22 protein-coding genes are annotated in these 24,148 nt (G+C 67.8%); 15 read left to right on the plus strand and 7 right to left on the minus strand.

Going from position 1 to position 24,148, the window contains the following annotated elements:
- Nucleotides 1-233: 233 nt before the first annotated feature.
- The 10 genes from U9J39_RS08190 (at nt 234) to U9J39_RS08235 (ending at nt 12,886) form a co-directional block, all read left to right on the plus strand.
- Nucleotides 234-3,266: a xanthine dehydrogenase family protein molybdopterin-binding subunit gene (locus tag U9J39_RS08190; RefSeq protein ID WP_326346896.1), complete on the plus strand. Its 3,033-nt coding sequence runs from the start codon at nt 234-236 to the stop codon at nt 3,264-3,266.
- Nucleotides 3,263-4,078 carry an FAD binding domain-containing protein gene (locus U9J39_RS08195; RefSeq protein ID WP_326346897.1) on the plus strand — a complete coding sequence of 272 codons (816 nt, stop codon included), beginning with the start codon at nt 3,263-3,265 and terminating at the stop codon, nt 4,076-4,078. Before U9J39_RS08190 ends, U9J39_RS08195 begins: the two co-directional genes overlap by 4 nt.
- Nucleotides 4,075-4,647 carry a (2Fe-2S)-binding protein gene (locus U9J39_RS08200; RefSeq protein WP_115703314.1) on the plus strand — a complete coding sequence of 191 codons (573 nt, stop codon included), beginning with the start codon at nt 4,075-4,077 and terminating at the stop codon, nt 4,645-4,647. The genes U9J39_RS08195 and U9J39_RS08200 overlap by 4 nt, the downstream gene beginning before the upstream one ends.
- Nucleotides 4,640-6,193, plus strand: coding sequence for an AMP-binding protein (locus U9J39_RS08205; protein ID WP_326346898.1), 1,554 nt, complete (start codon nt 4,640-4,642; stop codon nt 6,191-6,193). Before U9J39_RS08200 ends, U9J39_RS08205 begins: the two co-directional genes overlap by 8 nt.
- A 4-nt stretch (nt 6,194-6,197) precedes the next feature.
- Complete coding sequence (locus U9J39_RS08210; protein WP_326346899.1) at nt 6,198-7,013, plus strand: enoyl-CoA hydratase/isomerase family protein; 816 nt, start codon at nt 6,198-6,200, stop codon at nt 7,011-7,013.
- Between the two features lie 124 nt (nt 7,014-7,137).
- Nucleotides 7,138-8,499: an MFS transporter gene (locus U9J39_RS08215; RefSeq protein WP_115709685.1), complete on the plus strand. Its 1,362-nt coding sequence runs from the start codon at nt 7,138-7,140 to the stop codon at nt 8,497-8,499.
- Nucleotides 8,500-8,848: 349 nt separating this feature from the next.
- Nucleotides 8,849-9,310, plus strand: coding sequence for a copper resistance protein CopQ (locus U9J39_RS08220; protein ID WP_326346900.1), 462 nt, complete (start codon nt 8,849-8,851; stop codon nt 9,308-9,310).
- 229 nt (nt 9,311-9,539) lie between these two features.
- Nucleotides 9,540-10,649: an alkene reductase gene (locus U9J39_RS08225; protein ID WP_115709689.1), complete on the plus strand. Its 1,110-nt coding sequence runs from the start codon at nt 9,540-9,542 to the stop codon at nt 10,647-10,649.
- Between the two features lie 23 nt (nt 10,650-10,672).
- Nucleotides 10,673-11,833: an MFS transporter gene (locus U9J39_RS08230; RefSeq protein ID WP_115709691.1), complete on the plus strand. Its 1,161-nt coding sequence runs from the start codon at nt 10,673-10,675 to the stop codon at nt 11,831-11,833.
- Between the two features lie 114 nt (nt 11,834-11,947).
- Complete coding sequence (locus tag U9J39_RS08235; protein ID WP_115703325.1) at nt 11,948-12,886, plus strand: LysR family transcriptional regulator; 939 nt, start codon at nt 11,948-11,950, stop codon at nt 12,884-12,886.
- Here U9J39_RS08235 and U9J39_RS08240 read toward each other — a convergent pair.
- Nucleotides 12,879-13,193, minus strand: a complete 315-nt coding sequence (locus U9J39_RS08240) for an NIPSNAP family protein (protein WP_115680348.1) — start codon at nt 13,191-13,193, stop codon at nt 12,879-12,881. The two genes, U9J39_RS08235 and U9J39_RS08240, sit on opposite strands and share 8 nt — an antisense overlap.
- A 55-nt stretch (nt 13,194-13,248) precedes the next feature.
- Complete coding sequence (locus U9J39_RS08245) at nt 13,249-14,412, minus strand: iron-containing alcohol dehydrogenase (protein ID WP_115709693.1); 1,164 nt, start codon at nt 14,410-14,412, stop codon at nt 13,249-13,251.
- 266 nt (nt 14,413-14,678) lie between these two features.
- Here U9J39_RS08245 and U9J39_RS08250 point away from each other — a divergent pair, with 266 nt between their 5' ends.
- Nucleotides 14,679-15,986: an MFS transporter gene (locus U9J39_RS08250; RefSeq protein WP_115709695.1), complete on the plus strand. Its 1,308-nt coding sequence runs from the start codon at nt 14,679-14,681 to the stop codon at nt 15,984-15,986.
- Between the two features lie 57 nt (nt 15,987-16,043).
- Complete coding sequence (locus U9J39_RS08255) at nt 16,044-16,832, plus strand: SDR family oxidoreductase (RefSeq protein ID WP_326346901.1); 789 nt, start codon at nt 16,044-16,046, stop codon at nt 16,830-16,832.
- Between the two features lie 179 nt (nt 16,833-17,011).
- Here the strand turns inward: U9J39_RS08255 and guaA are convergent, their stop codons facing one another.
- From guaA to guaB, 3 genes are all read right to left on the minus strand, one after another.
- Nucleotides 17,012-18,631: a glutamine-hydrolyzing GMP synthase gene (gene guaA, locus U9J39_RS08260; RefSeq protein WP_326346902.1), complete on the minus strand. Its 1,620-nt coding sequence runs from the start codon at nt 18,629-18,631 to the stop codon at nt 17,012-17,014.
- Nucleotides 18,606-19,217, minus strand: a complete 612-nt coding sequence (locus tag U9J39_RS08265; RefSeq protein WP_115662005.1) for a hypothetical protein — start codon at nt 19,215-19,217, stop codon at nt 18,606-18,608. Before U9J39_RS08265 ends, guaA begins: the two co-directional genes overlap by 26 nt.
- A 178-nt stretch (nt 19,218-19,395) precedes the next feature.
- On the minus strand, nt 19,396-20,859 hold the full coding sequence (guaB, locus tag U9J39_RS08270; RefSeq protein WP_115680354.1) for an IMP dehydrogenase: 1,464 nt from the start codon (nt 20,857-20,859) through the stop codon (nt 19,396-19,398).
- Nucleotides 20,860-20,982: 123 nt separating this feature from the next.
- On the opposite strand from guaB, the gene U9J39_RS08275 reads away from it, so the two are divergent.
- Together U9J39_RS08275 and U9J39_RS08280 are read left to right on the plus strand one after the other, a co-directional pair.
- Entirely contained in the window at nt 20,983-21,942 is a 960-nt protein-coding gene (locus tag U9J39_RS08275) for a DMT family transporter (RefSeq protein WP_116312654.1), read from the plus strand.
- Nucleotides 21,943-22,131: 189 nt separating this feature from the next.
- A complete protein-coding gene (locus U9J39_RS08280) occupies nt 22,132-22,653 on the plus strand; it encodes a DUF4124 domain-containing protein (protein WP_326346903.1) in 522 nt (173 codons plus the stop codon).
- 54 nt (nt 22,654-22,707) lie between these two features.
- On the opposite strand, the gene U9J39_RS08285 is transcribed toward U9J39_RS08280, so the two are convergent.
- The gene (locus U9J39_RS08285) at nt 22,708-23,055 is read right to left on the minus strand and encodes an RnfH family protein (RefSeq protein WP_116312655.1); all 348 of its coding nucleotides are present in this window, start codon (nt 23,053-23,055) and stop codon (nt 22,708-22,710) included.
- Nucleotides 23,042-23,479 (minus strand): type II toxin-antitoxin system RatA family toxin, encoded by a 438-nt coding sequence (locus tag U9J39_RS08290; RefSeq protein WP_062800100.1) that lies wholly within the window; start codon nt 23,477-23,479, stop codon nt 23,042-23,044. The genes U9J39_RS08285 and U9J39_RS08290 overlap by 14 nt, the downstream gene beginning before the upstream one ends.
- 179 nt (nt 23,480-23,658) lie before the next feature.
- Here U9J39_RS08290 and smpB point away from each other — a divergent pair, with 179 nt between their 5' ends.
- Nucleotides 23,659-24,111 (plus strand): SsrA-binding protein SmpB, encoded by a 453-nt coding sequence (gene smpB, locus U9J39_RS08295; protein WP_062800102.1) that lies wholly within the window; start codon nt 23,659-23,661, stop codon nt 24,109-24,111.
- The last annotated feature ends 37 nt before the right edge of the window (nt 24,112-24,148 follow it).

Genomic DNA, 24,148 nt, shown 5'->3' on the forward strand with positions numbered 1-24,148 from the left:
AATTTTAGTGATGTATCCGAGGCGGCTTGCGATGCGAAGAACTACGGCATTTAAGCAGCTTCTGCGCATCCCCCGCATGTCTCCGGGAAGACCCTTACTCATCATTGCAAATGATGAACTGAATCAGAAATCAATATTAGAACTTATATCGAGATGTCACTAATCTCCGTTTGACGTTGCACGGTTCCGCCCCGTCTTCCGGGCCGGTTCCGCTGCAGGGAACGGAGTTGCAAATGAAAAGATTCGATGCTGGCGAAACGACCGGCACGTTGGAGACACAGCAGGCCCGGCCGGCGCCACATGTCGGCCGCCCGATGCCGCGCGTCGAGGATGCCGCCATCCTGACCGGCCGCGGCCGCTACGCCGACGACCTCGGCGTCAGGCCTGGCACCCTGCACGCCGCCATCCTGCGCTCGCCGCACGCGCATGCCGAACTCGGCGCCATCGACTGCGCCGCCGCGTTGCAGGCGCCGGGCGTGCGTGCCGTGCTGACGGGGGCCGACCTGCCTGCCTGGTCGAAGCCCTTCGTGGTAGGCGTGAAGGCGCCGATGGAGCAGTGGGCACTGGCCATGGAGCGCGTGCGCTACGTGGGCGAGCCGGTGGCCGTGGTGGTGGCCGAGAGCCGTGCCCTGGCGGAAGACGCGCTTGACCTCATGCGGGTGGAGTACCGCGTGTTGCCGCCGGTGGTTTCGATCGAGGGGGCCATAGCCGACGACGCGAGCGTGCTGCATCCCCGCCTCGGCAGCAACGTGGCCAGCGACCGCCATTTCCGCTATGGCGACCCCGAGGCCGCCTTTGCCGCCGCGCCGCACCGCGTGGCGCTGACCGCCCATTACCCGCGCAACACCTGCACGCCGATCGAGTGCGGCGTGGTGATTGCCGAGCACTTGCCGGGCAACGAGGGCTACCAGGTCACTTCCAACTTCATGGGGCCGTTCTCGCTGCACGCCGTGATGGCGATGGCGCTGCAGGTCCCGGCCAACCGCCTGCGCCATGTCGCGCCGCGCGACTCGGGCGGCAGTTTCGGCGTGAAGCAGGCGGTGTTCCCCTACGTGGTGCTGATGTGCCTTGCCTCGCGCAAGGCGGGCGCGCCGGTGAAGTGGGTGGAAGACCGGCTCGAGCACCTGAGCGCCGCCACGTCTGCTACCGCGCGGCTTTCCACGCTGGAAGCCGCGGTCGAGGCGGACGGCCGCATCGTCGCGCTCTCGTACGACCAGCTCGAGGACTGCGGCGGCTACCTGCGTGCGCCGGAGCCCGCCACCTTCTACCGTATGCATGGCCTGCTGACCGGTGCCTACGCGATCCCGAACCTGCTGGTGCGCAACCGCGTGGTGCTGACCAACAAGACGCCAACGGGGCTCGTACGGGGTTTCGGCGGGCCGCAGGTGTACTTCGCGCTGGAGCGGCTGGTGCAGCGGATCGCAGTGGAGCTCGGCCTGGATCCGCTCGACGTCTACCGCCGCAACTTCGTGCCTGCCGATGCCTTTCCCTATCGCGCGGCGGCGGGCGCGCTGCTCGACTCCGGCAACTACCAGCTGGCGCTGTCGCGTGCGCTGGAAGCCGGCGACTACGGTGAACTCAAGCGCCGCCGCGACGCCGCGCGCGCCGAGGGCAGGCTGTACGGCATCGGCTTCGCGGCCATCGTCGAGCCCTCGGTGTCGAACATGGGCTATATCACCACCGCGACGCCGGCAGAGGCACGCCGCAAGGCGGGTCCGAAGAACGGCGCCATCGCCAGCGCCACGGTCAGCGTGGACCTGCTCGGCGGCGTGGTGGTGACGATCGCGTCGACGCCGGCGGGACAGGGCCACATGACCGTGTCGGCGCAGGTCGTGGCCGACGTGCTCGGCATCGATCCGGCTGACGTCGTGGTCAACGTCGAATTCGACACGCACAAGGATGCGTGGTCCGTGGCCGCGGGCAACTACTCCAGCCGCTTCGCCGGTGCCGTGGCGGGCACCGTGCATCTGGCGGCCACGCGCGTGCGCGACAAGCTGGCGCGCATCGTAGCCTCGCACCTGCACTGCGACCCGGCCGAGCTGGTCTTCGCGGATGGCCGCATCGTGTGCCGGGGCGCGCCCGATACCGCCCTGCCCTTTGCGCGCGCGGCCAGCAATGCGCCGCACTGGTCGCCGCAGCTGCTGCCGGCCGGCGAGGAGCCCGGCCTGCGCGAAACCGTGTTCTGGTCGCCCCCCAACCTCGATGCCCCGGACGAGCAGGACCGTGTCAATACTTCCGCCTGCTACGGCTTTGCCTTCGACCTGTGCGGCGTCGAGATCGACCGCGCCACCGGCCGCGTGCGCATCGACCGCTACGTGACCGCGCACGATGCCGGCAATCTGCTCAACCCGGCGCTGGCCGACGGCCAGATCCGCGGCGCCTTCGCGCAGGGGCTGGGCGCGGCGCTGATGGAGGAGTTCCGCTACGGCCCGGACGGCAGCTTCCAGTCCGGCACGCTGGCGGACTACCTGATGCCGACCACGTGCGAGGTGCCCGACCCGCTCATCGTCCACCTGGAGACGCCGAGCCCGTTCACGCCGCTCGGTGCCAAGGGCCTCGGCGAGGGCAACAACATGAGCACGCCGCCATGCGTCGCCAACGCGGTGGCCGATGCGCTGGGCGTGCGCGAGATCCGCCTGCCGCTCACGCCCGCCAGGGTGATGGCGATGATCGGCTTCGACGACCCGCCGCCGTCGCGTCCGGAACTGGCCGAGGCGGCAAGAGAGGCCTCGGCGAACGGCAAAGGCGGCGGCAAGGGCGGCAAGGCGCTGAGCGCGCGCGGCACGGTCGACCTGGACGCCACGCCCGAGGCCGTCTTCGCCGTCCTGCTCGACCCGCAGGCGCTGGCCAGGGTCGTGCCGGGCTGCCACGCGCTCGTGCCCATCGGCGACAACCGCTACCGCGCCGACGTGACCGTGGGCGTGGGCATGATCAAGGCCCGCTACGAGGCCGAGATCGCGCTGTCCGACCTGGAGCCGCCGCACCGGCTGCGGCTGGCGGGCGCGGGCCTGTCGTCGCTCGGCAGCGCGCGCGGCGCGGGTCTGGTCGAGTTGGCCCCGCACGGCGCCGGCACGCGTCTCACCTACGACTACGAGGCCGAGGTGTCCGGCAAGGTCGCCGCGGTCGGCGGCCGCATGCTCGAGGGCGCGGCCAAGGTGGTATTGCGCCAGCTGTTCGAATCGCTCGGCCGGCAGGCCGGCGGCAAGCCAGTGCGCAAGCCGGGCTTTGTCGCGCGCCTGCTGGCGCTTCTGGGAGTCCGTCGATGAAACCCGCCGCATTCGACTACCTGCGCGCCGAATCCGCGCAGCATGCGCTGGAAGCGCTGGCCCGTGCCGGCGAGGGTGCCCGCGTGCTGGCCGGGGGCCAGTCGCTGATGGCCGTGCTGAACATGCGGCTCGCGCAACCGCAACTGCTGGTCGACATCTCGCGCACCCCTGACCTGGATACCGTGCGCGTGGAAGACGGCCATCTGGTGGTGGGCGCCGCCGCCACGCAGGGCAACGTGGAATGGCGCCCGTCATTGGCCGACGAGGTGCCGCTGCTCGCGCTCGCCTTCCCGCATATCTCGCATTTCCAGATCCGCAACCGCGGCACCGTGTGCGGCTCCATCGCCCACGCCGACCCGAGCGCCGAGCTGCCGCTGGTGCTCACCGCGCTCGGCGGCGAGGTGGTGCTGCGCTCGCTGCGCCGCCGCCGCGTGCTGCCGGTCGCCGAATTCTTCCGCGGCATGCTGATGACAGCGCGCGAGCCGGACGAGCTGGTGGAAGCGGTGCGCTTCCCCCTGAGGCGGCCCGGCGCGCGCTACGGCTTTACGGAATTCTCCGCCCGCCATGGCGACTTCGCGCTGGTGGCCTGCGCCGCCATCGTCACGGACCACGCCATTGCGCTGGCCGTGGGCGGCGTCGCCGACCGGCCGGTGCTGGAGACCTGGCCACGCCTGCAGGGCAAGGCGCTGGCCGAGGCAATCAACGATTTCAGCTGGAAGCTGGGCGCGCAGGACGACGCCCATGTCAGCGCGCAGTACCGCCGCCACCTGGTGCGGCAACTGGGCATGCGCGCAATCGAGGAGGCAAGATGAGCAAGACCCCCCACGGCGCAACTTTGGGTGCGCCTCCGGTGATGCGGCGCGACCAGCGCCACCGCGTCACCCTGACCCTGAACGGCACCGAACGCAGCGCCTCGTGCGCGCCACGCGAGCTGCTGTCCGACTTCCTGCGCCATGAACTCGGCGCCACCGGCACCCACGTCGGCTGCGAGCACGGCGTCTGCGGCGCGTGCACGGTGCGGGTGGACGGCGTGGCCGCGCGGTCCTGCCTGATGCTGGCGGTGCAGGCCGATGGCCGCGCCATCGATACCGTCGAAGGCCTGGCCCCGCGCGAAGGCCTGGGCGACCTGCAGGAAGCCTTCCGCCGCCACCATGCGCTGCAGTGCGGCTTCTGCACGGCCGGCATCCTGATGTCGTGCGCGGACTACCTGGAGCGGGTGCCCGAGCCAACCGAGGCGCAGGTGCGCGACATGCTGTCCGGCCACCTGTGCCGCTGCACGGGCTACACGCCGATCGTCGCCGCCGTCCTCGACGTGGCTGCCAGCCGCGCGCGCTCGCGCCGGATTGCGGCACCGGTTGCCAGGGAGCACTGCGATGCTTGATCTCGGCCGCACCTTCCTGCAAAGCGTGGAGCGCAGCCCCCACGCCCCCGCCATCGTCGACGGCGACCTGCTGCTGACCTACGAGCAATGGCTCGCGCGCATCCGCAGCGTGGCCGCCGGCTTGCTCGACCTGGGCCTGTGTCCCGGCGACCGCGTGCTCGCCATCCTGCAGAACCGCTGGGAGATGGCCACCCTGCACTGGGCCTGCCAGTTCGCCGGCCTGGTCATCGTCCCGCTGAACTGGCGCGCCAAGCCGGACGAGCTGGACTACTGCGTGCGCGACGCCGGCGTGAAGGCACTGGTGTTCGAGCCGGTCAGCGCCGACGCCGTGCTGGACAGCGCGGCGGCGCAGGAAGTCCCTTGCATCGCGCTGGACGGCGCTCCGGGCAGCTCGCTTTCGTTCGACACCCTGCTCCGTGCCACGCCCCGCCGGGACAGCACGCAGGCTGAAGCCGGCGACATCTCGCTCATGCTGTACACCTCCGGCACCACCGGCAAGCCGAAAGGTGTCCCACGCCGCCACCGGCAGGAACGCGCGGCCGCGCTGGCGCATGTTGCGCAGAACCTGTACCGGCGCGGCGAGCGGACGCTGGGCGTGATGCCGCTGTACCACACCATGGGCGTGCGGTCCCTGCTGGCCATGGCGCTGGTGGACGGCCTATTCGTCTGCGTGCGGCGCTGGAGCGCGTCGCAGGCGTTGCAGGCGATCGCCAGCCATCGCGTCAGCTGCCTCTATCTCGTGCCCACGCTCTACCATGACCTGCTGGCCGTGCCGGGTTTCGACAGCAACGATGTGCGCACCGTCACCAAGCTCGGCTTCGCCGGGGCCGCGATGAACGATGGCCTGCTGACCCGGGTCGAGCAGGCGTTCCGCCCCGAGCTGTTCGTCAACCACTACGGCTCGTCCGAGGTCTACACCTTCAGCGTCGACCAGCACGCGGCACACAAACCCGGCAGTGCGGGCCGCGCCGGCCTCAACACGCGACTGCGCGTGGCGCGGCTTGACGGGGCCTCGCCGGACGAACTGGCCGCGCCCGGCGAGGAAGGCCAGATCATCGCCGACCTGCGCGGCGACGAGGCCTTCGAGGGCTACTGGAACCGCGACGACGCCAATGCCAAATCCCTGCGCGACGGCTGGTACTTCACAGGCGACATCGGCTACCTCGACGCCGACGGCGACCTGTTCGTGACCGGACGGGTCGACGACATGATCATCAGCGGCGGCGAGAACATCTCGCCCGCCGACATCGAATCCGTGCTGTCCCTGCACCCCGCCGTCGACGAGGTGGCGGTGGCCGGCGTGCCCGACGCCCGCTGGGGCCAGAAGGTAGTGGCCTTCGTCAAGCCGCGCGGCTGCGTCGACGCCGGTGCGCTCGACGACTACTGCCGCGGCTCCGACCTCGTCAACTTCAAACGCCCGCGCGACTACGTGTTCGTCGCCGACATCCCGAAATCGCCGGTCGGCAAGATCCTGCGCCGCAAGCTGTCGGCGGGCGAATACAGCGCACTCTCTTCTCTTCCCCACAGCGACCCCATCAAGGAGTAACGACATGACCCAGGCCTTCGCACTGACCCATCCCGACCAGCAGCGCCTGCAGGACCTCGACGGCTTTTCCGTGGAGATCGACCCGGCCCGCGAGCGCGCGGACATCATCCTGCACCGCCCGCCTTACAACGTGATCTCGATGGCGGCCCGCGACCAGTTGCGTGCCGTGTTCGAGGCGCTGGACGCCGATGACCGCGTGCGCGTCATCGTGCTGCGCGCGCAGGGCAAGCATTTCTCCAGCGGCGGCGACATCCGCGGCTTCCTGGAAGCGTCGCCGGAGCATGTGTCGAAGCTCGCGTGGAACGTGGCGGCGCCGGCGCGCTGCAGCAAGCCGGTGATCGCGGCCAACCAGGGCTACTGCTTCGGCGTGGGCTTCGAACTGTCGCTGGCGTGCGACTTCCGCATCGCCACCGCCTCCACGGAATACGCGCTGCCCGAGCAGAAGCTCGGCCAGATTCCGGGCTCCGGCGGCTCGGCGCGGCTGCAGAAGATGGTGGGGGTGGGCCGCACCAAGGACATCGTCATGCGCTCGCGCCGCATCCCGGGGCGGCAGGCGTACGAGTGGGGCATCGCCGTGGACTGCGTCGCTGACGCCGAGCTGGAAGCCGCCACCGATGCCCTGGCCGACGAGCTGCGCGCCTTCTCCCCGCTGGCCCAGCGCACCGCCAAGAAGCTGCTCAACGACACCGAGGACGCACCGCTGTCGATCGCCATCGAACTCGAAGGGCATTGCTACAGCCGCCTGCGCAGCTCGGACGACTTCCGCGAGGGCGTGGAAGCGTTCCACGCGAAGCGCAATCCCGATTTCCGTGGCAGCTGAGCGCAGGCGCGGGCGGTTGCTGACCCGCCTGCCGAGCCCGAGAGACGGACGCATACGGTCGCAACGACGATGCCCCCGGCGGGCATCGCGGGGAGCCGTGCATTCAAAAGATGAGGAGACAACCATGGAAGTGCTGGCAAATGACAAGTTGCCGACCAGCGGCGCGCAGAGCGCGGTGCCTGTGGCCGCGAACAACCGGCAGGTGCTGGGCGCGGTGACGGCTTCATGCATGGGATGGGCGCTCGACCTGTTCGACCTGTTTATCCTGCTGTTCGTGGCGCCGGTGATCGGCAAGCTGTTCTTTCCGTCCGAGCATGCGATGCTGTCGCTGGCGGCGGTGTACGCGTCGTTCGCGGTGACCCTGCTGATGCGCCCGCTCGGCTCGGCGATCTTCGGGGCCTACGCGGACCGGCACGGGCGCAAGGGTGCCATGGTGGTGGCGGTGACCGGCGTCGGCTTGTCGACGGCGGCGTTCGGGCTGCTGCCGACCGTCGCCCAGATCGGCCTGTTCGCGCCGGCGCTGTTCATCCTGCTGCGGCTGGTGCAGGGCGTGTTCGTCGGCGGCGTGGTCGCTTCGACGCATACCATCGGCACGGAATCGGTGCCGCCGTCGTGGCGCGGCGCGGTGTCCGGCCTGGTGGGCGGCGGCGGCGCGGGCATCGGCGCGCTGCTGGCGTCGATCACGTACATGGCGATGACGGCGCTGTTTCCCGGCGACGCCTTCGAGGTCTGGGGATGGCGCTGCATGTTCTTCGCCGGCATCGTCAGCTCGGTGCTGGGGCTGGTCATCTTCAACTCGCTGGAAGAGTCGCCGCTGTGGAAGCAGCTGCAGGCGGCAAAGGCCGCCAGCGGCCACGCCAAGCCGCAAGCGCATCCGCTGCGCACGCTGTTCTCGCGCGAGTATCGTGGCATCCTGCTGGTCAACATCCTGCTGACCGTGGGCGCAGGCAGCGCCTACTACCTGACTTCCGGCTACCTCCCCACCTTTCTCAAGGTCGTGGTCAAGGCATCCCCCGGCGAGTCCTCGGCCATCCTGATGCTGAGCAGCCTCGGTGTGATCGTCGCATCGGTGGCAGCGGGGCATTTCAGCACGCTGGTCGGCCGCAAGCGCGCCTTCCTGCTGATCGGCGCGCTCAGCCTGGTGCTGATGCCGCTGCTCTACCAGTGGATGCCGGCAGCGCCAACCGCTACCCTGCGCGGCGTCTACGCGGTGGCGCTCAGCATGCTCGGGTGCGCCGGCTTCGCGCCGATCCTCATCTTCCTGAACGAGCGGTTCCCCACCAGCATCCGCGCCTCCGGCACGGGCTTGTCCTGGAACATCGGCTTCGCCATTGGCGGGATGATGCCGACGCTGGCCTCGCTTGCCGCCGGCACGCCCGCCGACCTGCCGGTGATCCTTGGTGTTTTCCTCGCCGCCGTCACGCTGGTCTATCTGGTGGGCGCTACGATCGTGCCGGAGACGCTGGGCCGTCTTGTCGAAAAGTAAGGGGCATTGCAGAGCTGCGGGGTGGCGGCCGGACTTCGTTGAGACGCCGGCCCGCACCCCGGCCCGTCTCCCGCGTGCGGGGGATGCGAGCAAACCGGCCCACAAGACCCATAAGGTCTTAAGTCCGACGTATTCCGTCTTGGACAGACATACCGCCCCTCCCTAGACTCCAGTCACCCCCCGGGCAATTCCCGGATTCTTGACAGTGAAACCCGGCAGTCTTTTTTTTGACCCGCTTATCTATCTACCCGTAGATAGCATCATTTAAAAGCTGCCATCCCGATGACAGACTGGCCCGGCGACCAAACCCAAAGGTTGCCCGGCCGATCGGACTAAACAGGAGAACATCATGCAAGCAAAGACCATCCTCACGGCTATCACTTTGGCCGCCGCCCTGACCGCCGGCGTGGCTCACGCAGCCGCTCAGCCGGAAACCGCCGGCAGCGCATTTCGCGTGAACACGCCTCGTGACGCCTACACCGACGGCGCCCGCATCAGCAACCGGGACGGCTACACCGATGGCGCCAGGATCACCAATCGGGATGGCTACATTGCCACCCGCAAGGTCGACCCCTACCTGGACGGTGCGCGCGGCAATGACCGTCGCAACCCGTTCTACGACGGCGCCAACGCAGCCGATTCGCATCCCGACCTGCAAGTGGTTGCCGGACTCGACCGTACCGGTGTCTCCGCAAGTCCTGCGCGCCAGGCAAACCCGTACCTGGATGGCGCGCGCGGCAACAGCCCGCGCGATCCGTATTCAGAAGGGGCTCGCGCCATCAATGGATCCGGTGAGCACTTTTCGGTTTAAGCGCCGGGCTATCGCGGCACCTGTGCCTAATCCGGGCGGCGGCCTCGGATGCCGCCCTGCCCCTGCCGGCACGACAGGTCCGGACATTTGATATGAAATCAAAAGTATTTGACCCATACACGGCTTAATCAACAAATATAAACCGCGCAAACTACGGTCCATCGACGAACTTCCCGAGCCCGCGGCCACTACCCCCGGTGGCCGCACCCTCCCTGATCAAGGTCCAAAAATGAGTCTACTGTTCAAGCCCTTCACCATGGGCGAGCGCCAGCTCGCTAACCGGATCGCCATGGCTCCGCTGACCCGTTCCCGGAATCCGGACGGGGTTCCCAACGACCTCAACGCGCTCTACTACGGCCAACGCGCTGACGCCGGCCTGATCGTGACCGAGGGCACGGTGATATCGCCCAGCGCCCAGGGCTTCCTGTTCAACCCTGGCCTGTACACACCACAACAGGTCGATGGCTGGCGCAAGGTCACTGACGCGGTCCACGCCAAGGGCGGCACGATCTTCACCCAGCTCTGGCATGTCGGCCGTGTGAGCCATGTTTCGATCCAGCCCGGTGGCATTCAACCGGTCAGTGCCACCGGCCAGACCGCGAAGAACACCAAGGCCTGGGGTTACACCGCCGACGGCACGCCGGGTGCGGTTGATGTGTCCGCGCCCCGTGCACTGACGACCGGCGAGGTCTATGGCGTGATCGCCGATTTTGCCGAGGCCGCCGCCAATGCCATGGAGGCCGGCTTTGACGGCATCGAGCTGCACGGCGCCAATGGTTACCTGATCGAACAGTTTTTGAACCCGACGGTGAACGATCGCACCGATGAATTCCGCGGCGACACCGTGGAGAGCCGCACCCGTTTCGCCCTGGCAGCCATCGACGCGGTCGCGGCGCGGATCGGTGCGCAACGCACGGCCATCCGTTTGTCGCCCTATGGCGGCCTCGGCGACATGGCCGCCTACCCTGAGCTCGAGGAAACGTACCTCCATCTCGCCGATGAACTCTCAAAGCGCAATATCGCTTACGTCCACCTGATGGATCAGAGCACGCGCGGCAGTTCGGCCACGCCAGGTGACTTCCTTGCAAAATTCCGCCGCCGGTTCACGGGCGTGCTGATCCTTGCCGGAGGCATGACGCGCGCACGCGCCGATGGCCTCATCGCCGATGGCCTGATCGATATTGCGGCATTCGGCGAGCCGTTCATTGCCAACCCCGACCTGGTCGCACGCCTGGCGAACGACTGGCCCCTGGCCATGTCCGATCGCGCGCTCCATTATGGCGGCGGCGCCGAAGGCTACACCGACTATCCCGCCTACGACGGCAAGGCCGCGGCATAAGGCACCTGCCAGGATCTGCCACGATGAAATCCAATACCGCACTGCTAGCGCTCGCCATCGGCGCCTTCGGCATCGGCACCACCGAATTCGCCCCGATGGGGTTGCTCCCCGTGATCGCCGAAGGCGTCGACGTCAACATCCCCACCGCGGGGATGCTGATTACGGCGTACGCGGTTGGGGTGATGGTCGGCGCGCCGGTGATGACCCTGCTGTTCAGCCGCTTCGGCAAGCGCACCGCACTGATGGCGCTGATGGCCATCTTCACCGTCGGCAACCTGCTGTCGGCGCTGGCGCCGGGATACGCCACGCTGCTGGCGTCGCGCCTGGTCACCAGCCTCAACCATGGCGCCTTCTTCGGCCTTGGGGCCGTGGTGGCCGCCAGCGTGGTGCCGAAGGAAAAGCAGGCCAGCGCCGTGGCAACGATGTTCATGGGACTGACCATCGCCAACATCGGCGGCGTGCCGGCGGCAACCTGGATCGGGCAGCAGGTCGGCTGGCGCCTGGCCTTCGCCGGCACCGCGGTGCTGGGGCTGGTCGCCATTGCCGCGCTTTGGCTGGCGTTGCCGCAGGGCGAGCGCGGCAGCCCGCCCAATGTGCGCCGGGAACTGGCGGTGCTCACCCGCCCGCCGGTGTTGCTGGCGATGGCGACAACGGTGCTGGGCGCGGGCGCCATGTTTACGCTCTACACCTATATCGCGCCGGTGCTTGCCGATCTCACCGGCGCATCCGACACCTTCGTCACGCTCTCGCTCGTGCTGATCGGCATTGGCTTCACGGTCGGCAATCACGTGGGGGGACGGCTCGCGGACTGGTCGCTCGATGGCGCGACGAAGATCGTGCTGTCGGCGCTCGCCGTCATCATGCTGGTGCTCCCCTTCGCCCTCTCCCACCACGTTACCGCGGCCCTTGGACTACTGGCATGGGGCGCTGCGACCTTCGCCGTCGTCCCGCCGGTGCAGATGCGGGTGATGGAAGCCGCGGCGGAAGCACCGGGACTCGCCTCGTCGATCAACGTCGGCGCGTTCAATCTCGGCAATGCCCTGGGTGCCGCGCTGGGTGGCGGGGTCATCAGCCTGGACCTCGGCTACAGCGCAGTGCCAGTCGCCGGCGGCGTGCTGGCCGCGGCGGGATTCCTGGTGGTGTGGCTCAGCCGGGCAGACAGGCGCGCCCTGGTCACGTCGTGAGTGCTGTGTCGGCGCCCAGGCGGCGGCAGGAGAAGTGAGAAGTGAGATGTCGCAGACGAGCGCCGTCCAACGCCGCAAAAAGCTATAGTGTCGGCTTTCGGTCCTGTCGTTGCCATGAAGCCGCTGGCTGTCCCTTCCCTCGCCAACATTGCATCGCGCCTTCGCCTCAAGCAGTTGAGGCTGTTGATCGCGCTGGAGAACCATGGCTCGCTGCACAAGGCGGCCGAGGAAATCGCCATCTCGCAACCCGGCGCGACCAAGGTGCTGCGCGAGATCGAGGACATCCTTGGCATGCCGCTGTTCGAGCGGCAGCCGAAAGGACTGGTCGCCAATGATCTCGGGCGCTGCGTCACGCGCTATGCGCGCCTGATCTACAGCGACCTGGAACACCTGCACGCCGAGGTCACTGCCCTGACGCAGGGACACGGCGGCCACCTTGCGGTCGGCGTCATCATGGGCGCGGTGCCGCTGCTGACACGGGCGCTGACCGACCTGCGCCATCGTCAGCCGCATCTTTCGATCGAGATCGTGGAGGGGACCAGCACCAGCCTGCTGGCACTGATCGACGAGGGGCGCGTCGATCTTGCCATCTGCCGCAGCGGCGGCAGCCGGCGTCCGGAGGCTTACGACTGCGTGCCGCTCGAATCCGAGCCGCTGGCGGTGGTGGCCGCGCGCGCGCATCCCCTCGCCCGCAGGAAGACGCTGAGCTTGCGCGACCTCGCGGAGGCGTCATGGGTCGCCTACCCGGTCAACACGCCGATGCGGTTCGCGCTCGAGCGCGCGCTCGCCGATGCCGGCATCGACGTGCCACGCTATCCGATCGAGACCGCATCGACGTTTGCAGCCCTCACCCTGTTGCAGGCGAACGCCGAGCTGGTCGCCGTGATCCCGCGCGAAGTGGCGGCGTTTGGCGAGCAGTTCGGACTGGTGGCGCGCCTGCCGGTCGCGATCCCGGTCATCGAGGAGCCCTACGGCGTGGTGACCCGCGCCGGCGCGCACCTGTCACCAGGTGCAAGGCTGCTTGCCGAGGCGCTGCAGCAACATCTCATCTGATCGGCGAGAACGCCGCCGGCATCAGCAGCTTCGACTCCATCTTCTCGAGCATCGGGAAGGCCTTGGGAATGAATTTCTCGAGCCAGTCGCGATCTTCATAGAGTGCCGCACGCCGCTTGATGCGGTCGTCCAGGCTTTCGTAGGCCCAGATATGGACCACCTGGTTGAGTTCGCCGATCTCCGTGTACCACCAGCCGACGAGCGTGGCATAGCGGGAAATCACCGGCAGGCCTTCTTGTTCGAAGTGCTGCAGGTATTCCTTCATCTTGCCGATCTGGACCGTATAGGTCCGCATTTCATAGAACATGGAGACTCCTGTTTGCTGGGATGATGGATGAAATGACCCGGCCGCTGCGGGCCGCTCAAAGGTTGCCGGCATGCGCGGCGAGGATGATCCGCTCGATATCGCCCGCCGTGGTCAGGCGCGGGTTGACCAGGACGTTGCCGCTGCGCATCGAATCGGCGACCATCTGCGGCAGATGCTCGAGGTCGACACCGAGCTCGCGGATGTTCGAAGGAATGCCGAGCGCGCGGTTGAGCTCGACGATCTGCGCCACCAGGCGGCGCGCCGCGGTTTCGGCATCGACGCCCGCCACCTCGGCACCGAGCGCGTCGGCAATGTCGCGATAGCGCTCCGGGCAGGCGGGCCCGTTGAACGCGATCACGTAGGGGAGCAGCGCCGCATTGGCGATGCCATGGGCGATGTTGAATACGCCGCCCATCGTGTGCGAGATCGCATGGACGTTGCCCAGCTTCGACTGCGAGAAGGCGACGCCGGCCAGGAACGACCCCAGCAGCATGTCCTCCCTGGCCGCGAGGTCTGAACCGACGTAGTAGGCCTTGCGCAGGCTGCGCCCGATCAGGCGCACCGCGCCCAGCGCCAGCGCCTGGCTGACCGGATTCGCCTGCTTCGATACATAGGATTCGATCGCATGGGTGAGCGCGTCCATGCCGGTCGCGGCGGTGATGGCCGGCGGCAGCTTCAGCGTCAGCTCGGCGTCCAGGATCGCCAGTTGCGGAAACAGCCGCGGACTGATGATCACGGTCTTGAACAGCGTCTCCTTGTTCGTGAAGACCGTCGACGCGGTGCATTCGCTGCCCGTGCCTGACGTCGTCGGAATCGCGAAGATCGGCAGCGGCGCGTTGGGAATCCGGTCGTAGCCTTCGTAATCCAGGATGGTGCCCGCGTTGGTCGCCATCGCGGCGACACCCTTGGCGGTATCGATGCTGCTGCCGCCGCCGACGCCGATCACCGCGGTGCAAGCGTGGTCCTTCAGAAAGGCCACGGCGCGCTCCAGCACGGTGGTGCTGGGATTCGCCTCGACGCCCGAGAAGACGTCATAGGCCACGTCAGCAGTGCTGAGGGAGGCAAAGAATCCTTCCAGCACACCACTCTTGATCAGGCCTTCGTCGGTCACCACCAGCAGCTTGCCGCGGAACAAGGGCTTGAGCAGCTCGCCGGCCCGGTTGGCCAGGCCGTTGCCGAACTTCAGCGTGGTCGGGAAAAAATATTGAAATGGAACCATGGGGCTTTCTCCGTTCGATGTCTCCAAGCCCCGAACAGTACAAAGCCCCCCGCCAATCCCGGTAATGAAAAGAATGGATTGGCCGATAACGGTCCCTTATGCGGTTACCGTGCTGCTACCCGTGCTGCCAGCCAGCGCTGGCGAGCGCCATCCTGCTGGTTATCACGCAATCACGAAGAGTCATTAGGCAAGGCCTGGCGGCGGCCCTACAGTGCCCGGCGGCAATGAAGCAACACGCCGCACCATCACAACGAAGCGAGACAACCATGCCGTCCTTACCCTCCCCTGCCCTGTCGTCGCCATCGGCCAGCGAAGCCGTGCGCCCCACCAGCGTGCGCTGGCGCATCTTCCTGATCATGCTGCTGCTGACAGCGATCAACTACATCGACCGGGCCTCGCTGTCGGTCGCGCTGCCGTTGATCGCGCCGGAATTCAATTTGTCTCCGGCGCTCGAAGGCCTGATGCTGAGCGCGTTCTTCTGGTCGTACGCACTGATGCAGATCCCCGCCGGCGTGCTGCTGGACCGGTATCACACGCGCGGCATCATCGCCGGGGCGACGGTTGCCTGGGGTGCCTTCCAGGCGCTCGGTGCCGCCTCCCACAACTGGATCGTGCTGCTGCTCACGCGCATGGGCCTCGGCGTGTCCGAGTCGCCGATCATGCCGGCCGGCGCCAAGCTGATCGGTAGCTGGCTGACCCCGCACGAGCGCGGCCGCGGCGCCGTGCTCGTCGACGGCGGCGCCCCGCTTGGCAGCGCCCTGGGCGCGATCCTGATCTCCGGGTTGATCGCCTGGTTCGGCTCGTGGCGCATCGCGTTCGTGATCGCCGGCGTCGGTACGATGCTGGCGGGCGTGCTGGCGTGGCGCTACATCCGCAATCATCCGTCGGACCACCCCGGCGTCAACGCTGCCGAGCTGGAGCACATCACGCGCGGCAACGCGCGCGCCAGCGCCGCCGCCGCGCGCGTGCCGCTGCGCGAACTGGTGCGGGACCGCTCGGTGCTGGCCATGTTCGCCGGCTACAGCTGCATCCTCGCGGTCTTCTATGGCTTGCTGACGTGGATGCCGAGCTATCTGCACAAGGCGCACGGCTTCAACATCGCCGCCATGGGCGGGGCCACCTTCATCATCTTCATGTCGGGCTTCGTCGGCGAGCTCATCGGCGGCTACATCGGCGACCGGTGGAAGGCGTCGGGCGCATCGCCCAATGTCGTCATGCGCACGATGTTCAGCGGCTCGTCACTGGTGGCAGCGGCCTGCATCCTCGCGGCGGCCTACATCCCCGACTCCGGCACGGTCGTCGTGCTGCTGTGCGTGGCGATGTTCTTCATCCGCTTCTGCGGCATGTACTGGAGCCTGCCGGCCATCGTCGGCGGCCCGGAACGCAGCGGCGTGCTGGGCGGCACCATGAACTTCTGCGGCAACATGGCCGGCGTGGTGGTGCCGATCCTGATCGGCGTGATCGTCCAGTGGTCGGGCTCCTACTTCCTGGCGCTGCTGTTCTTCGTCGTCATGGCGGTGCTGATCGCCGTGTTCTCGAGCCTGATCGACTACCGCCCGCGTGCGCACGGCTAGCCGGCACCGCCGCCTGGCAACGGATATCCGCCACCCCTGCAAAAGGAGAGCAACGAAATGGATCTGGGACTGCATGGCAAGCGCGCGCTGGTCTGCGGCGCAAGCAAGGGCCTCGGCTTTGCCTGTGCCGACGCACTGGCCGCCGAGGGTGTGGATGTGGTGATCGTGGCGCGCAATGCCGATGCACTGGAGCAAGCCGCCAGCGACATCCGTGCGCGCCACGGCCACCGCGTGGTCGCGGTGGCCGCCGACATCACCAGGCCCGAGGGCCGCGCCGCCGCGCTGGACGCGGTGGCTGGCCTGGGCGATCTCGACATCCTGGTCACCAATGCCGGCGGCCCGCCGCCGGGCAACTTCCGCGACTGGGACCGCGACACGTGGATGGACGCGCTCAACGCCAATATGCTGACGCAGATCGACCTGATCAAGGCCACCGTCGACGGCATGATCGCGCGCAAGTGGGGCCGCATCATCAACATCACCAGCGGCGCGGTCAAGGCACCGATCGACGTGCTGGGCCTCTCCAACGGCGCGCGCTCCGGCTTGACGGGCTTTGTGGCGGGACTGGCGCGCGAGGTCGCCCGGCACGGGGTCACGGTGAACAACATGCTGCCGGGGCCGTTCCGTACCGACCGCCTCGGCAAGACCATCGAAGGCGCGGCGCGGCAGGCCGGGCTGACCGCGCAGGCCATGGCAGAGCGCCGCGCCGCCGAGAACCCCACCCGCCGTTTCGGCGATCCCGCCGAGTTCGGCGCCACCTGCGCTTTCCTGTGCAGCCGCCAGGCCGCCTACATCACCGCGCAGAATATCCTGCTCGACGGCGGCGCCTACCCTGGCACGTTCTGAAGCCCCGCGCGGGAATCGGCAGACGGCTGGCGGCCCGGCCTCCAGGTTCTACCGCCACTCACCGCCAACCTGTTCCGCTGGCCGGTGATGATCATCGATAGGTGCCGCAACGCGTCTTTGAAAATCAACACGTTACGGCAACCTTTCGATAGCTGGCGATAGCCCCGAAAGACGTCTTTTCACTCCCACTCGATCGTCGCCGGCGGCTTCCCCGACACGTCATACACGACCCGGTTCAAACCCCGGACTTCGTTGATGATGCGGTTGGAGCAGCGGCCCAGCAGCGCATACGGCAGGTGCGCCCAGTGCGCGGTCATGAAGTCGGTGGTCTGGACCGCGCGCAGCGCGACCACGTAGTCGTAGGTGCGGCCGTCGCCCATCACGCCGACGGACTTGACCGGCAGGAACACGGCGAAGGCCTGGCTGGTGAGGTCGTACCAGCTCTTGCCGACCTGGTCGGGTTCGCACAGGCCGGCGGCGGCGTCGTGTTCGGTGGCGATGGTCTTGCGCAGTTCTTCGATGAAGATGGCATCGGCGCGGCGCAGCAGGTCGGCGTAGTCGCGCTTGACTTCGCCGAGGATGCGCACGCCCAGGCCCGGGCCCGGGAACGGGTGGCGGTAGACCATTTCGGGCGGCAGGCCCAGCGCCACGCCCAGTTCGCGCACTTCGTCCTTGAACAGGTCGCGCAGCGGCTCCAGCAGCTTCAGGCCCAGCGTCTCCGGCAGGCCGCCGACGTTGTGGTGGCTCTTGATGGTGGTGGCCTTCTTGGTCTTGGTGCCGCCCGACTCCACCACGTCCGGGTAGATGGTGCCCTGCGCCAGCCACTTGGCGTTGGTCAGCTTGCGCGCCTCGGCCTGGAACACCTCGACGAACTCGCGGCCGATGATCTTGCGCTTCTGCTCGGGGTCGGTGACGCCGGCGAGGTGGCCGAGGAACTGGTCGGAGGCGTCGACATGGACCACCTTGGCGTGCAGCCGGCCGACGAACATTTCCATCACCAGCTTGCCTTCGTCCTGGCGCAGCAGGCCGTGGTCGACGAACACGCAGGTCAGCTGGTCGCCGATGGCGCGATGGATCAGCGCCGCGGCCACCGACGAATCGACGCCGCCGGACAGGCCCAGGATGACCTCTTCATCGCCGACCTGCTCGCGGATCCTGGCGACCGCTTCCTCGATATGGTCGCGCATGACCCAGTCAGGCTTGCAGCCGGCGATCTGCAGCACGAAGCGCTCCAGCATCTGGCGGCCCTTGACCGTGTGCGTGACCTCGGGGTGGAACTGCACGGCGTAGTAGTGGCGCGTCTCGTCGGCCATGCCGGCGATCGGGCAGCTCGGCGTGGAAGCCATCAGCTTGAAGCCGGGCGGCAGGCCGGTGACCTTGTCGCCATGGCTCATCCACACCTTGAGCATGCCGTGGCCTTCCGGCGTGCGGAAGTCCTCGATGTCCTTGAGCAGCCCGGTATGGCCATGGGCGCGCATTTCGGCGTAGCCGAACTCGCGATGATCGCTCCACTCGACCTTGCCGCCCAGCTGCACCGCCATGGTCTGCATGCCGTAGCAGATGCCCAGCACCGGCACGCCCAGGTCCCACACCGCCTGCGGCGCGCGCAGCTGGTGGTCTTCATAGGTGCTGGCGTGGCTGCCGGACAGGATGATCGCCTTGGGGGCGAAATCGCGCACGAACGCGTCGCTGACGTCGTTCGGGTGGATTTCGCAATAGACGTGCGCCTCGCGGACGCGGCGGGCGATCAGCTGCGTGACCTGCGAGCCGAAATCAAGAATGAGGATTTTGTCGTGCATGATGGGCCGATGGCGTGTCTTCCGGGATGGGCTCGGTCACGACTTCCGTGCCGGGGCCATAGCCCGGCGGCGGCGTGATGACCGGCTCGCGCCGGTATTCTGGGGTATTCGTGGGGCGCGCCGCGGGGGCAACGCCGGGTTCCTTCCTGCTTTCCTGTTCCTGCAGCGCGCGTTCCATCTTCCGTTGCTGTTCGCGCACGCGCACGCGCTTGGCCGCCGGGATCTGCACCACGGCAAAGAACAGCAGCACCACCGCCATGGTCGGCAGCCAGAGCTTGCCGGCGCCTTCCAGCGGCAGCTCCAGGAACACCATCCAGGCGATGATGAGCACCGCGCTGGCCAGGTTCACGTAGCCTGCGGTGCGCGCCACCGGCACCGTCAGCTGGCCATTGAAGGCGGCCTGCCACAGCAGTACCGACAGCCCCACCAGCGCCACGCCCAGCAGCTGCCCGAACAGCGCCGGCTGCGGCTGCGGCAGCTGCAGCGCCGCGTACAGCGTGGTGAACGGGGACATCAGCAGCAGGATGCCCAGCAGCAGGTCCACCAGGGCATCGAAAAACAGCACGGCTCGCAGCAACACCTTCATTGGCGCTCCTCGTCTTGGCCCCGGCCGGTGGTGCGGCGGGCATCAGGACAACGCCTGCGTGGCGCGCGGCCAGGTTCGGATGGGATGGCGGGTCGGGCGCGGGCACGCGCCGGCGCGCCCTCGCCCCGATGCCGGCGGCCGCGCACCGCCTGCAGGGACGGTGCGCGGCCGCGGGGCATCAGTCGATATGGTAGTTCGGCGCTTCCTTGGTGATCTGCACGTCGTGCACGTGCGATTCACGCATGCCGGCTGCCGTGATCTGGACGAACTGCGCGCTCTCGTGCCAGTCGGCAATCGACTTGCTGCCGCAATAGCCCATCGAGGCGCGCACGCCGCCGGTCAGCTGGTGGATGATGGCCATCACCGAGCCCTTGTACGGCACGCGCCCTTCGATACCTTCGGGCACCAGCTTGTCGACGTTGGCGGTGTTGTCTTCCTGGAAGTAGCGGTCGGCCGCGCCGTCCTTCATCGCGCCCACCGAACCCATGCCGCGGTAGCTCTTGAACGAGCGGCCCTGGAACAGGAAGGTCTCGCCCGGCGCTTCCTCGGTGCCGGAGAACATGCCGCCCATCATCACGGTGTGCGCGCCGGCCGCGAGGGCCTTGGCCACATCGCCGGAATAGCGCACGCCGCCGTCGGCGATCAGCGGCACGCCGGTGCCCTTGAGCGCTTCGGCCACGTTGGAGACGGCGGTGATCTGGGGCACGCCGACGCCGGCAACGATACGCGTGGTGCAGATCGAACCGGGGCCGATGCCGACCTTGACGCCGTCGGCGCCATGCTCGACCAGCGCGCGCGCGGCGTCGCCGGTGGCGATGTTGCCGCCAACCACCTGCACCTGCGGGAAGTTCTGCTTGACCCAGCGCACGCGGTCCAGCACGCCCTGGCTATGGCCGTGCGCCGTATCGACCACAATCACGTCGACGCCGGCCTTGACCAGCAGTTCGACGCGCTCGTCGTTGTCCGGGCCCACGCCGACCGCGGCGCCGACGCGCAGCTGGCCATGGTCGTCCTTGCTGGCGAGCGGGTTGTCCACCGCCTTCTGGATGTCCTTCACGGTGATCAGGCCACGCAGCTCGAAGGCCTGGTTCACCACCACCACGCGCTCGAGGCGGTGCCGGTTCATCAGCCGCTTGGCTTCTTCCAGCGGCGCGCCCTCGGCCACGGTCACCAGCTTGTCGCGCGGCGTCATCTTGGCGCGCACCGGCGCGTCGAGCTCTTCCTCGAAACGCAGGTCGCGGTTGGTGATGATGCCGACCACGGCCTTGCCCTCGACCACCGGGAACCCGGAAATGCCATGCTGCTGCGACAGCGCGATCACATCGCGGATCTTCATGTCCGGCGAAATGGTGATCGGGTCACGCAGCACGCCCGATTCGTAGCGCTTGACGCGCGCGACTTCGCGGGCCTGGTCGGCGGGCTTCAGGTTCTTGTGGATGATGCCGATGCCGCCGGCCTGCGCCATGGAAATCGCCAGGCGCGCTTCCGTCACGGTGTCCATCGCCGCGGAGACCAGCGGGATGTTCAGTTCGATGGAGCGGGTCAGGCGGGTGCGGAGGGAAACATCCCGGGGAAGGACGGCCGAATAGGCCGGGACGAGCAGCACGTCATCGAATGTGAGTGCTTTCTGGACAAGACGCATAGCAAATCCTCTAGGCGCAAAACCGAATTATACAGGAATGCGCGATTTGCTGATGCCCGCCAGCGGCCTTTCCGAGGTGCCGTCTGCTATGCTCGTTGTCTTTTTATCCGGGCACGGCGAAGTATGGGAATCGGCGTATTGTGCGGGCTGCTGGCTGGCGCGTTCTGGGGCATGGTGTTCATCGCCCCCAAGCTGCTGCCCGCGTTTTCGCCGTGGGAACTGGCCATCGGCCGCTACCTGGCCTACGGGCTGGTGGCCTGCGTGGCGGCGCTGCCGCTGCTGCGGCGCATCGCGCGCAAGCTGACCCGCGCCGACTGCGTGGCGCTGCTGCGCCAGGCCTTTACCGGCAACCTGCTCTACTACGTGCTGCTGGCCTTCGGCGTGCAGCTGGCCGGGGTCGGCCCGACCTCGCTGATCATCGGCATCCTGCCGATCTCGGTCACCATCATGGGCCGGCGCGACCACGGCGCGGTGCCGCTGGCGCGGCTGCTGTGGCCGCTGCTGGTGGTGGCCGCGGGCATTGCCTGCATCAATATCGACCTGTTCGGCGGCGGCCCGGGCGCCCACGCGGCGGCGGCCGGCGCGGTGGCGCGGCCGGTGTGGCAGAAGCTGGCCGGAGTCGGTTGCGCTGCCGGTGCGCTGGTCTGCTGGACCCTCTATGCGGTGGACAACGCGCGCTATCTGCAGCGCAACCCGCATTACAGCGGCAACGAATGGTCGGCGCTGTACGGGCTGTCGACCGGCGCCGTGTCCGCGGTACTGGCGGCAGTCGGCTGGTTGATTGCCGGCGACACCCTGGGCGCCGCCGACAGCGGCCGCGACTGGCAGTGGTTCTGGATGGTCAACGCCGCGGTGGCGCTGGGCGCCTCGCTGATCGGCAACAACCTGTGGAATATCGCCAGCCGGCGCCTGCCGCTGACGCTGTCGGGCCAGATGATCGTGTTCGAAACGCTGTTCGCGCTGGCCTATGGCTTTGTCTTCGACCAGCGCTGGCCACGCCCGCTGGAAATCGCCGCGATCGTGTTGCTGATGGTCGGCGTGGCCTGGTCGGTGCGCTTGCACGCCACCGACAAGTCTGCGTAGACTAGCGAACCAGGCGCGGGAGTCACACGCGCCGCACAAAAATACCAGGCATTTACCAGGGTCAGACCGGCGCTACGCATTGCATTGCAAGCAAGCGCCCGAGCAATTGCCGCGGCTTCGTGCCGCGGCCATCGCTAACGCATGCAGCCGGCGGCCCGTGCTTCCAGAGCCACTTTGAGACGTCCCGCCATGCAACGATCGTCCGCGCCGTGCCTGCTTGCCGCTGCCCTTGCCGCCGTTCTGGCCACGCCTGCACCGGCCCTTGCCTACTGGCAGTGGCGCGATGCCAACGGCCACATGGTCTACAGCGACGTGCCGCCGTCCACGGCTGCGGCGAGGGTCTTGCGCGCACCGGGACGCCATGCCGGCGACCTCCAGCCGGTCCAGGCGGCCCAGGCAGCGGACGCCGCCATAGCCGCACCAGCTCCGGCCAAGGCATCGGCCAAGCCCACCGCACCGACGCCCGAGGAAGCCTTCCAGAAGCGCCGCGAAGCCAGCCTGAAAGCCGCCGCCGAAGAGGCCCGCAAGGAAGCCGAGACGGCCGAGCGCGCCGCCCGTTGCGCGCAGCTGCGCAACTATGCCACCGGCCTGCAGCAGGGCATGCGCGCCGCGGTCGCCGGCCCGGATGGCGCGCTGCAGCACCTGAACAGCGAGCAGCGCCAGGCGGAAATCCTCAGGACCAGCGCCAACCTGGAAAAGCACTGCAACTGAAGCCATGAAAAACGGGCCAGCCCGGGCCCGTTTGCGTTGGCGGCAATGCGCGGCTCAGCTGTTGCCGCGCAGCCATTTCTGGCCCTCGCGCGTGCCGCCGGCGCGCTGCTTCTGGACCCGCTTGCGGCGCGCCTGCTTCGGATCCGCCGTCAGCGGCCGGTACACCTCGACGCGGTCGCCGTCGCGCACCACCGTCTCCGGGGTCTTGAGCTTGCCGAAAATGCCCACGCGCATGGTGGCCGGATCGACTTCCGGGCAAGCCTGCTGCAATCCGGAGTTGACGATGGCCGCGGCGATCGTGGTGCCCGCGGGCACGTCGATGGCCTTCAGGAACACGGCTTCCGGACGCGCGTAGCAGACCGCGATATGCACCGTGGCGGCGCTGCGTTCAGCTGGTGCCATACACCACCTCGGCGCGCTTGACGAAGGCATCGACAAAGGTATTGGCGATCATGCTGAAGACCGGGCCGATCAGCTTCTCCAGCAGCAGGCTGGAAAACTCGTAGTGCAGGTGGAACTCGATCTTGCACGCGTCTTCGCGCAACGGCGTAAAGCGCCATGACCCGTTGAAGGTCTTGAACGGCCCGTCGGCAAAGGTCATGTCGATACGCGTCGGACGCTCCTGGGTATTGCGCGTATGGAAGAACTGCTGGATGCCCTTGAAGTGGATATGGATCTTGGCGTCGAGCGTGGTCTCGGTCTGCTCGAACACCTCCACGCCGCCGCACCATGGCAGGAACTTGGGATAGTCCTCCACGCGGGTGACCAGGTCATACATCTGCGCGGCGGAGTAACCGAGCAGGACGGATTTATGGACGTCTGCCATGTAAGGGGAAATCTGGCTTGCGGCCCTGCCGCGCGCGCTGCGCGGCAGGCATGCGCCTGTGCCGGGGGCTGGTTTGCTAGAATCCCGATTTTAGCCGACCCGCGCGCCCCGCGGCATCCCGCCATGTGGCGCTGCAGCGAACCGGCCAGCATCCACCCTACCGCACCCGACCCGCACGCATGACCATTGCAGACAACAAGAAGGCCTTCTTCGACTATTTCATCGAGGAACGATACGAGGCCGGAATCGTGCTGGAAGGCTGGGAGGTCAAGGCGATCCGCGCCGGGCGAGTGCAGATCAAGGAAGGCTACGTGGTCGTGCGCGACGCCGAGATGTTCCTGATCGGCGCCCATATCAGCCCGCTGCAAAGCGCCTCCACCCACGTCAAGCCCGATCCGGTGCGCACCCGCAAGCTGCTGCTCAAGGCCGACGAAATCAAGAAGCTGATCGGCAAGGTCGAGCAGCGCGGCTACACGCTGGTGCCGCTGAACCTGCATTACACGCGCGGCCGCGTGAAATGCGAGATCGGCCTGGCCAAGGGCAAGAAGCAGTTCGACAAGCGCGAGACCGAAAAGCAGCGCGACTGGCAGCGCGAGAAGGCCCGCATCATGAAGGGCGACAACAAGGACTGAACCGCCGCGCCGCGCGCCCTTCGTTCAGCCGCCCTTC

The sequence above is a fragment of the Cupriavidus sp. SS-3 genome (assembly GCF_035818815.1).
Taxonomy (GTDB): Bacteria; Pseudomonadota; Gammaproteobacteria; order Burkholderiales; family Burkholderiaceae; genus Cupriavidus; species Cupriavidus taiwanensis_C.

Bases quoted from the DNA above. Each gene is read 5' to 3' on its own strand.
- U9J39_RS08200 (WP_115703314.1), top strand. From the start codon at position 4,075: ATGAGCAAGACCCCCCACGGCGCAACTTTGGGTGCGCCTCCGGTGATG.
- U9J39_RS08245 (WP_115709693.1), bottom strand. From the start codon at position 14,412: ATGGTTCCATTTCAATATTTTTTCCCGACCACGCTGAAGTTCGGCAAC.
- U9J39_RS08255 (WP_326346901.1), top strand. From the start codon at position 16,044: ATGGATCTGGGACTGCATGGCAAGCGCGCGCTGGTCTGCGGCGCAAGC.
- guaA (WP_326346902.1), bottom strand. From the start codon at position 18,631: ATGCACGACAAAATCCTCATTCTTGATTTCGGCTCGCAGGTCACGCAG.
- U9J39_RS08210 (WP_326346899.1), top strand. From the start codon at position 6,198: ATGACCCAGGCCTTCGCACTGACCCATCCCGACCAGCAGCGCCTGCAG.
- U9J39_RS08285 (WP_116312655.1), bottom strand. From the start codon at position 23,055: ATGGCACCAGCTGAACGCAGCGCCGCCACGGTGCATATCGCGGTCTGC.
- U9J39_RS08250 (WP_115709695.1), top strand. From the start codon at position 14,679: ATGCCGTCCTTACCCTCCCCTGCCCTGTCGTCGCCATCGGCCAGCGAA.
- U9J39_RS08265 (WP_115662005.1), bottom strand. From the start codon at position 19,217: ATGAAGGTGTTGCTGCGAGCCGTGCTGTTTTTCGATGCCCTGGTGGAC.
- U9J39_RS08240 (WP_115680348.1), bottom strand. From the start codon at position 13,193: ATGTTCTATGAAATGCGGACCTATACGGTCCAGATCGGCAAGATGAAG.
- U9J39_RS08195 (WP_326346897.1), top strand. From the start codon at position 3,263: ATGAAACCCGCCGCATTCGACTACCTGCGCGCCGAATCCGCGCAGCAT.
- U9J39_RS08230 (WP_115709691.1), top strand. From the start codon at position 10,673: ATGAAATCCAATACCGCACTGCTAGCGCTCGCCATCGGCGCCTTCGGC.
- U9J39_RS08220 (WP_326346900.1), top strand. From the start codon at position 8,849: ATGCAAGCAAAGACCATCCTCACGGCTATCACTTTGGCCGCCGCCCTG.
- U9J39_RS08215 (WP_115709685.1), top strand. From the start codon at position 7,138: ATGGAAGTGCTGGCAAATGACAAGTTGCCGACCAGCGGCGCGCAGAGC.
- U9J39_RS08190 (WP_326346896.1), top strand. From the start codon at position 234: ATGAAAAGATTCGATGCTGGCGAAACGACCGGCACGTTGGAGACACAG.
- smpB (WP_062800102.1), top strand. From the start codon at position 23,659: ATGACCATTGCAGACAACAAGAAGGCCTTCTTCGACTATTTCATCGAG.
- U9J39_RS08290 (WP_062800100.1), bottom strand. From the start codon at position 23,479: ATGGCAGACGTCCATAAATCCGTCCTGCTCGGTTACTCCGCCGCGCAG.
- U9J39_RS08275 (WP_116312654.1), top strand. From the start codon at position 20,983: ATGGGAATCGGCGTATTGTGCGGGCTGCTGGCTGGCGCGTTCTGGGGC.
- U9J39_RS08280 (WP_326346903.1), top strand. From the start codon at position 22,132: ATGCAACGATCGTCCGCGCCGTGCCTGCTTGCCGCTGCCCTTGCCGCC.
- U9J39_RS08235 (WP_115703325.1), top strand. From the start codon at position 11,948: ATGAAGCCGCTGGCTGTCCCTTCCCTCGCCAACATTGCATCGCGCCTT.
- U9J39_RS08225 (WP_115709689.1), top strand. From the start codon at position 9,540: ATGAGTCTACTGTTCAAGCCCTTCACCATGGGCGAGCGCCAGCTCGCT.
- U9J39_RS08205 (WP_326346898.1), top strand. From the start codon at position 4,640: ATGCTTGATCTCGGCCGCACCTTCCTGCAAAGCGTGGAGCGCAGCCCC.
- guaB (WP_115680354.1), bottom strand. From the start codon at position 20,859: ATGCGTCTTGTCCAGAAAGCACTCACATTCGATGACGTGCTGCTCGTC.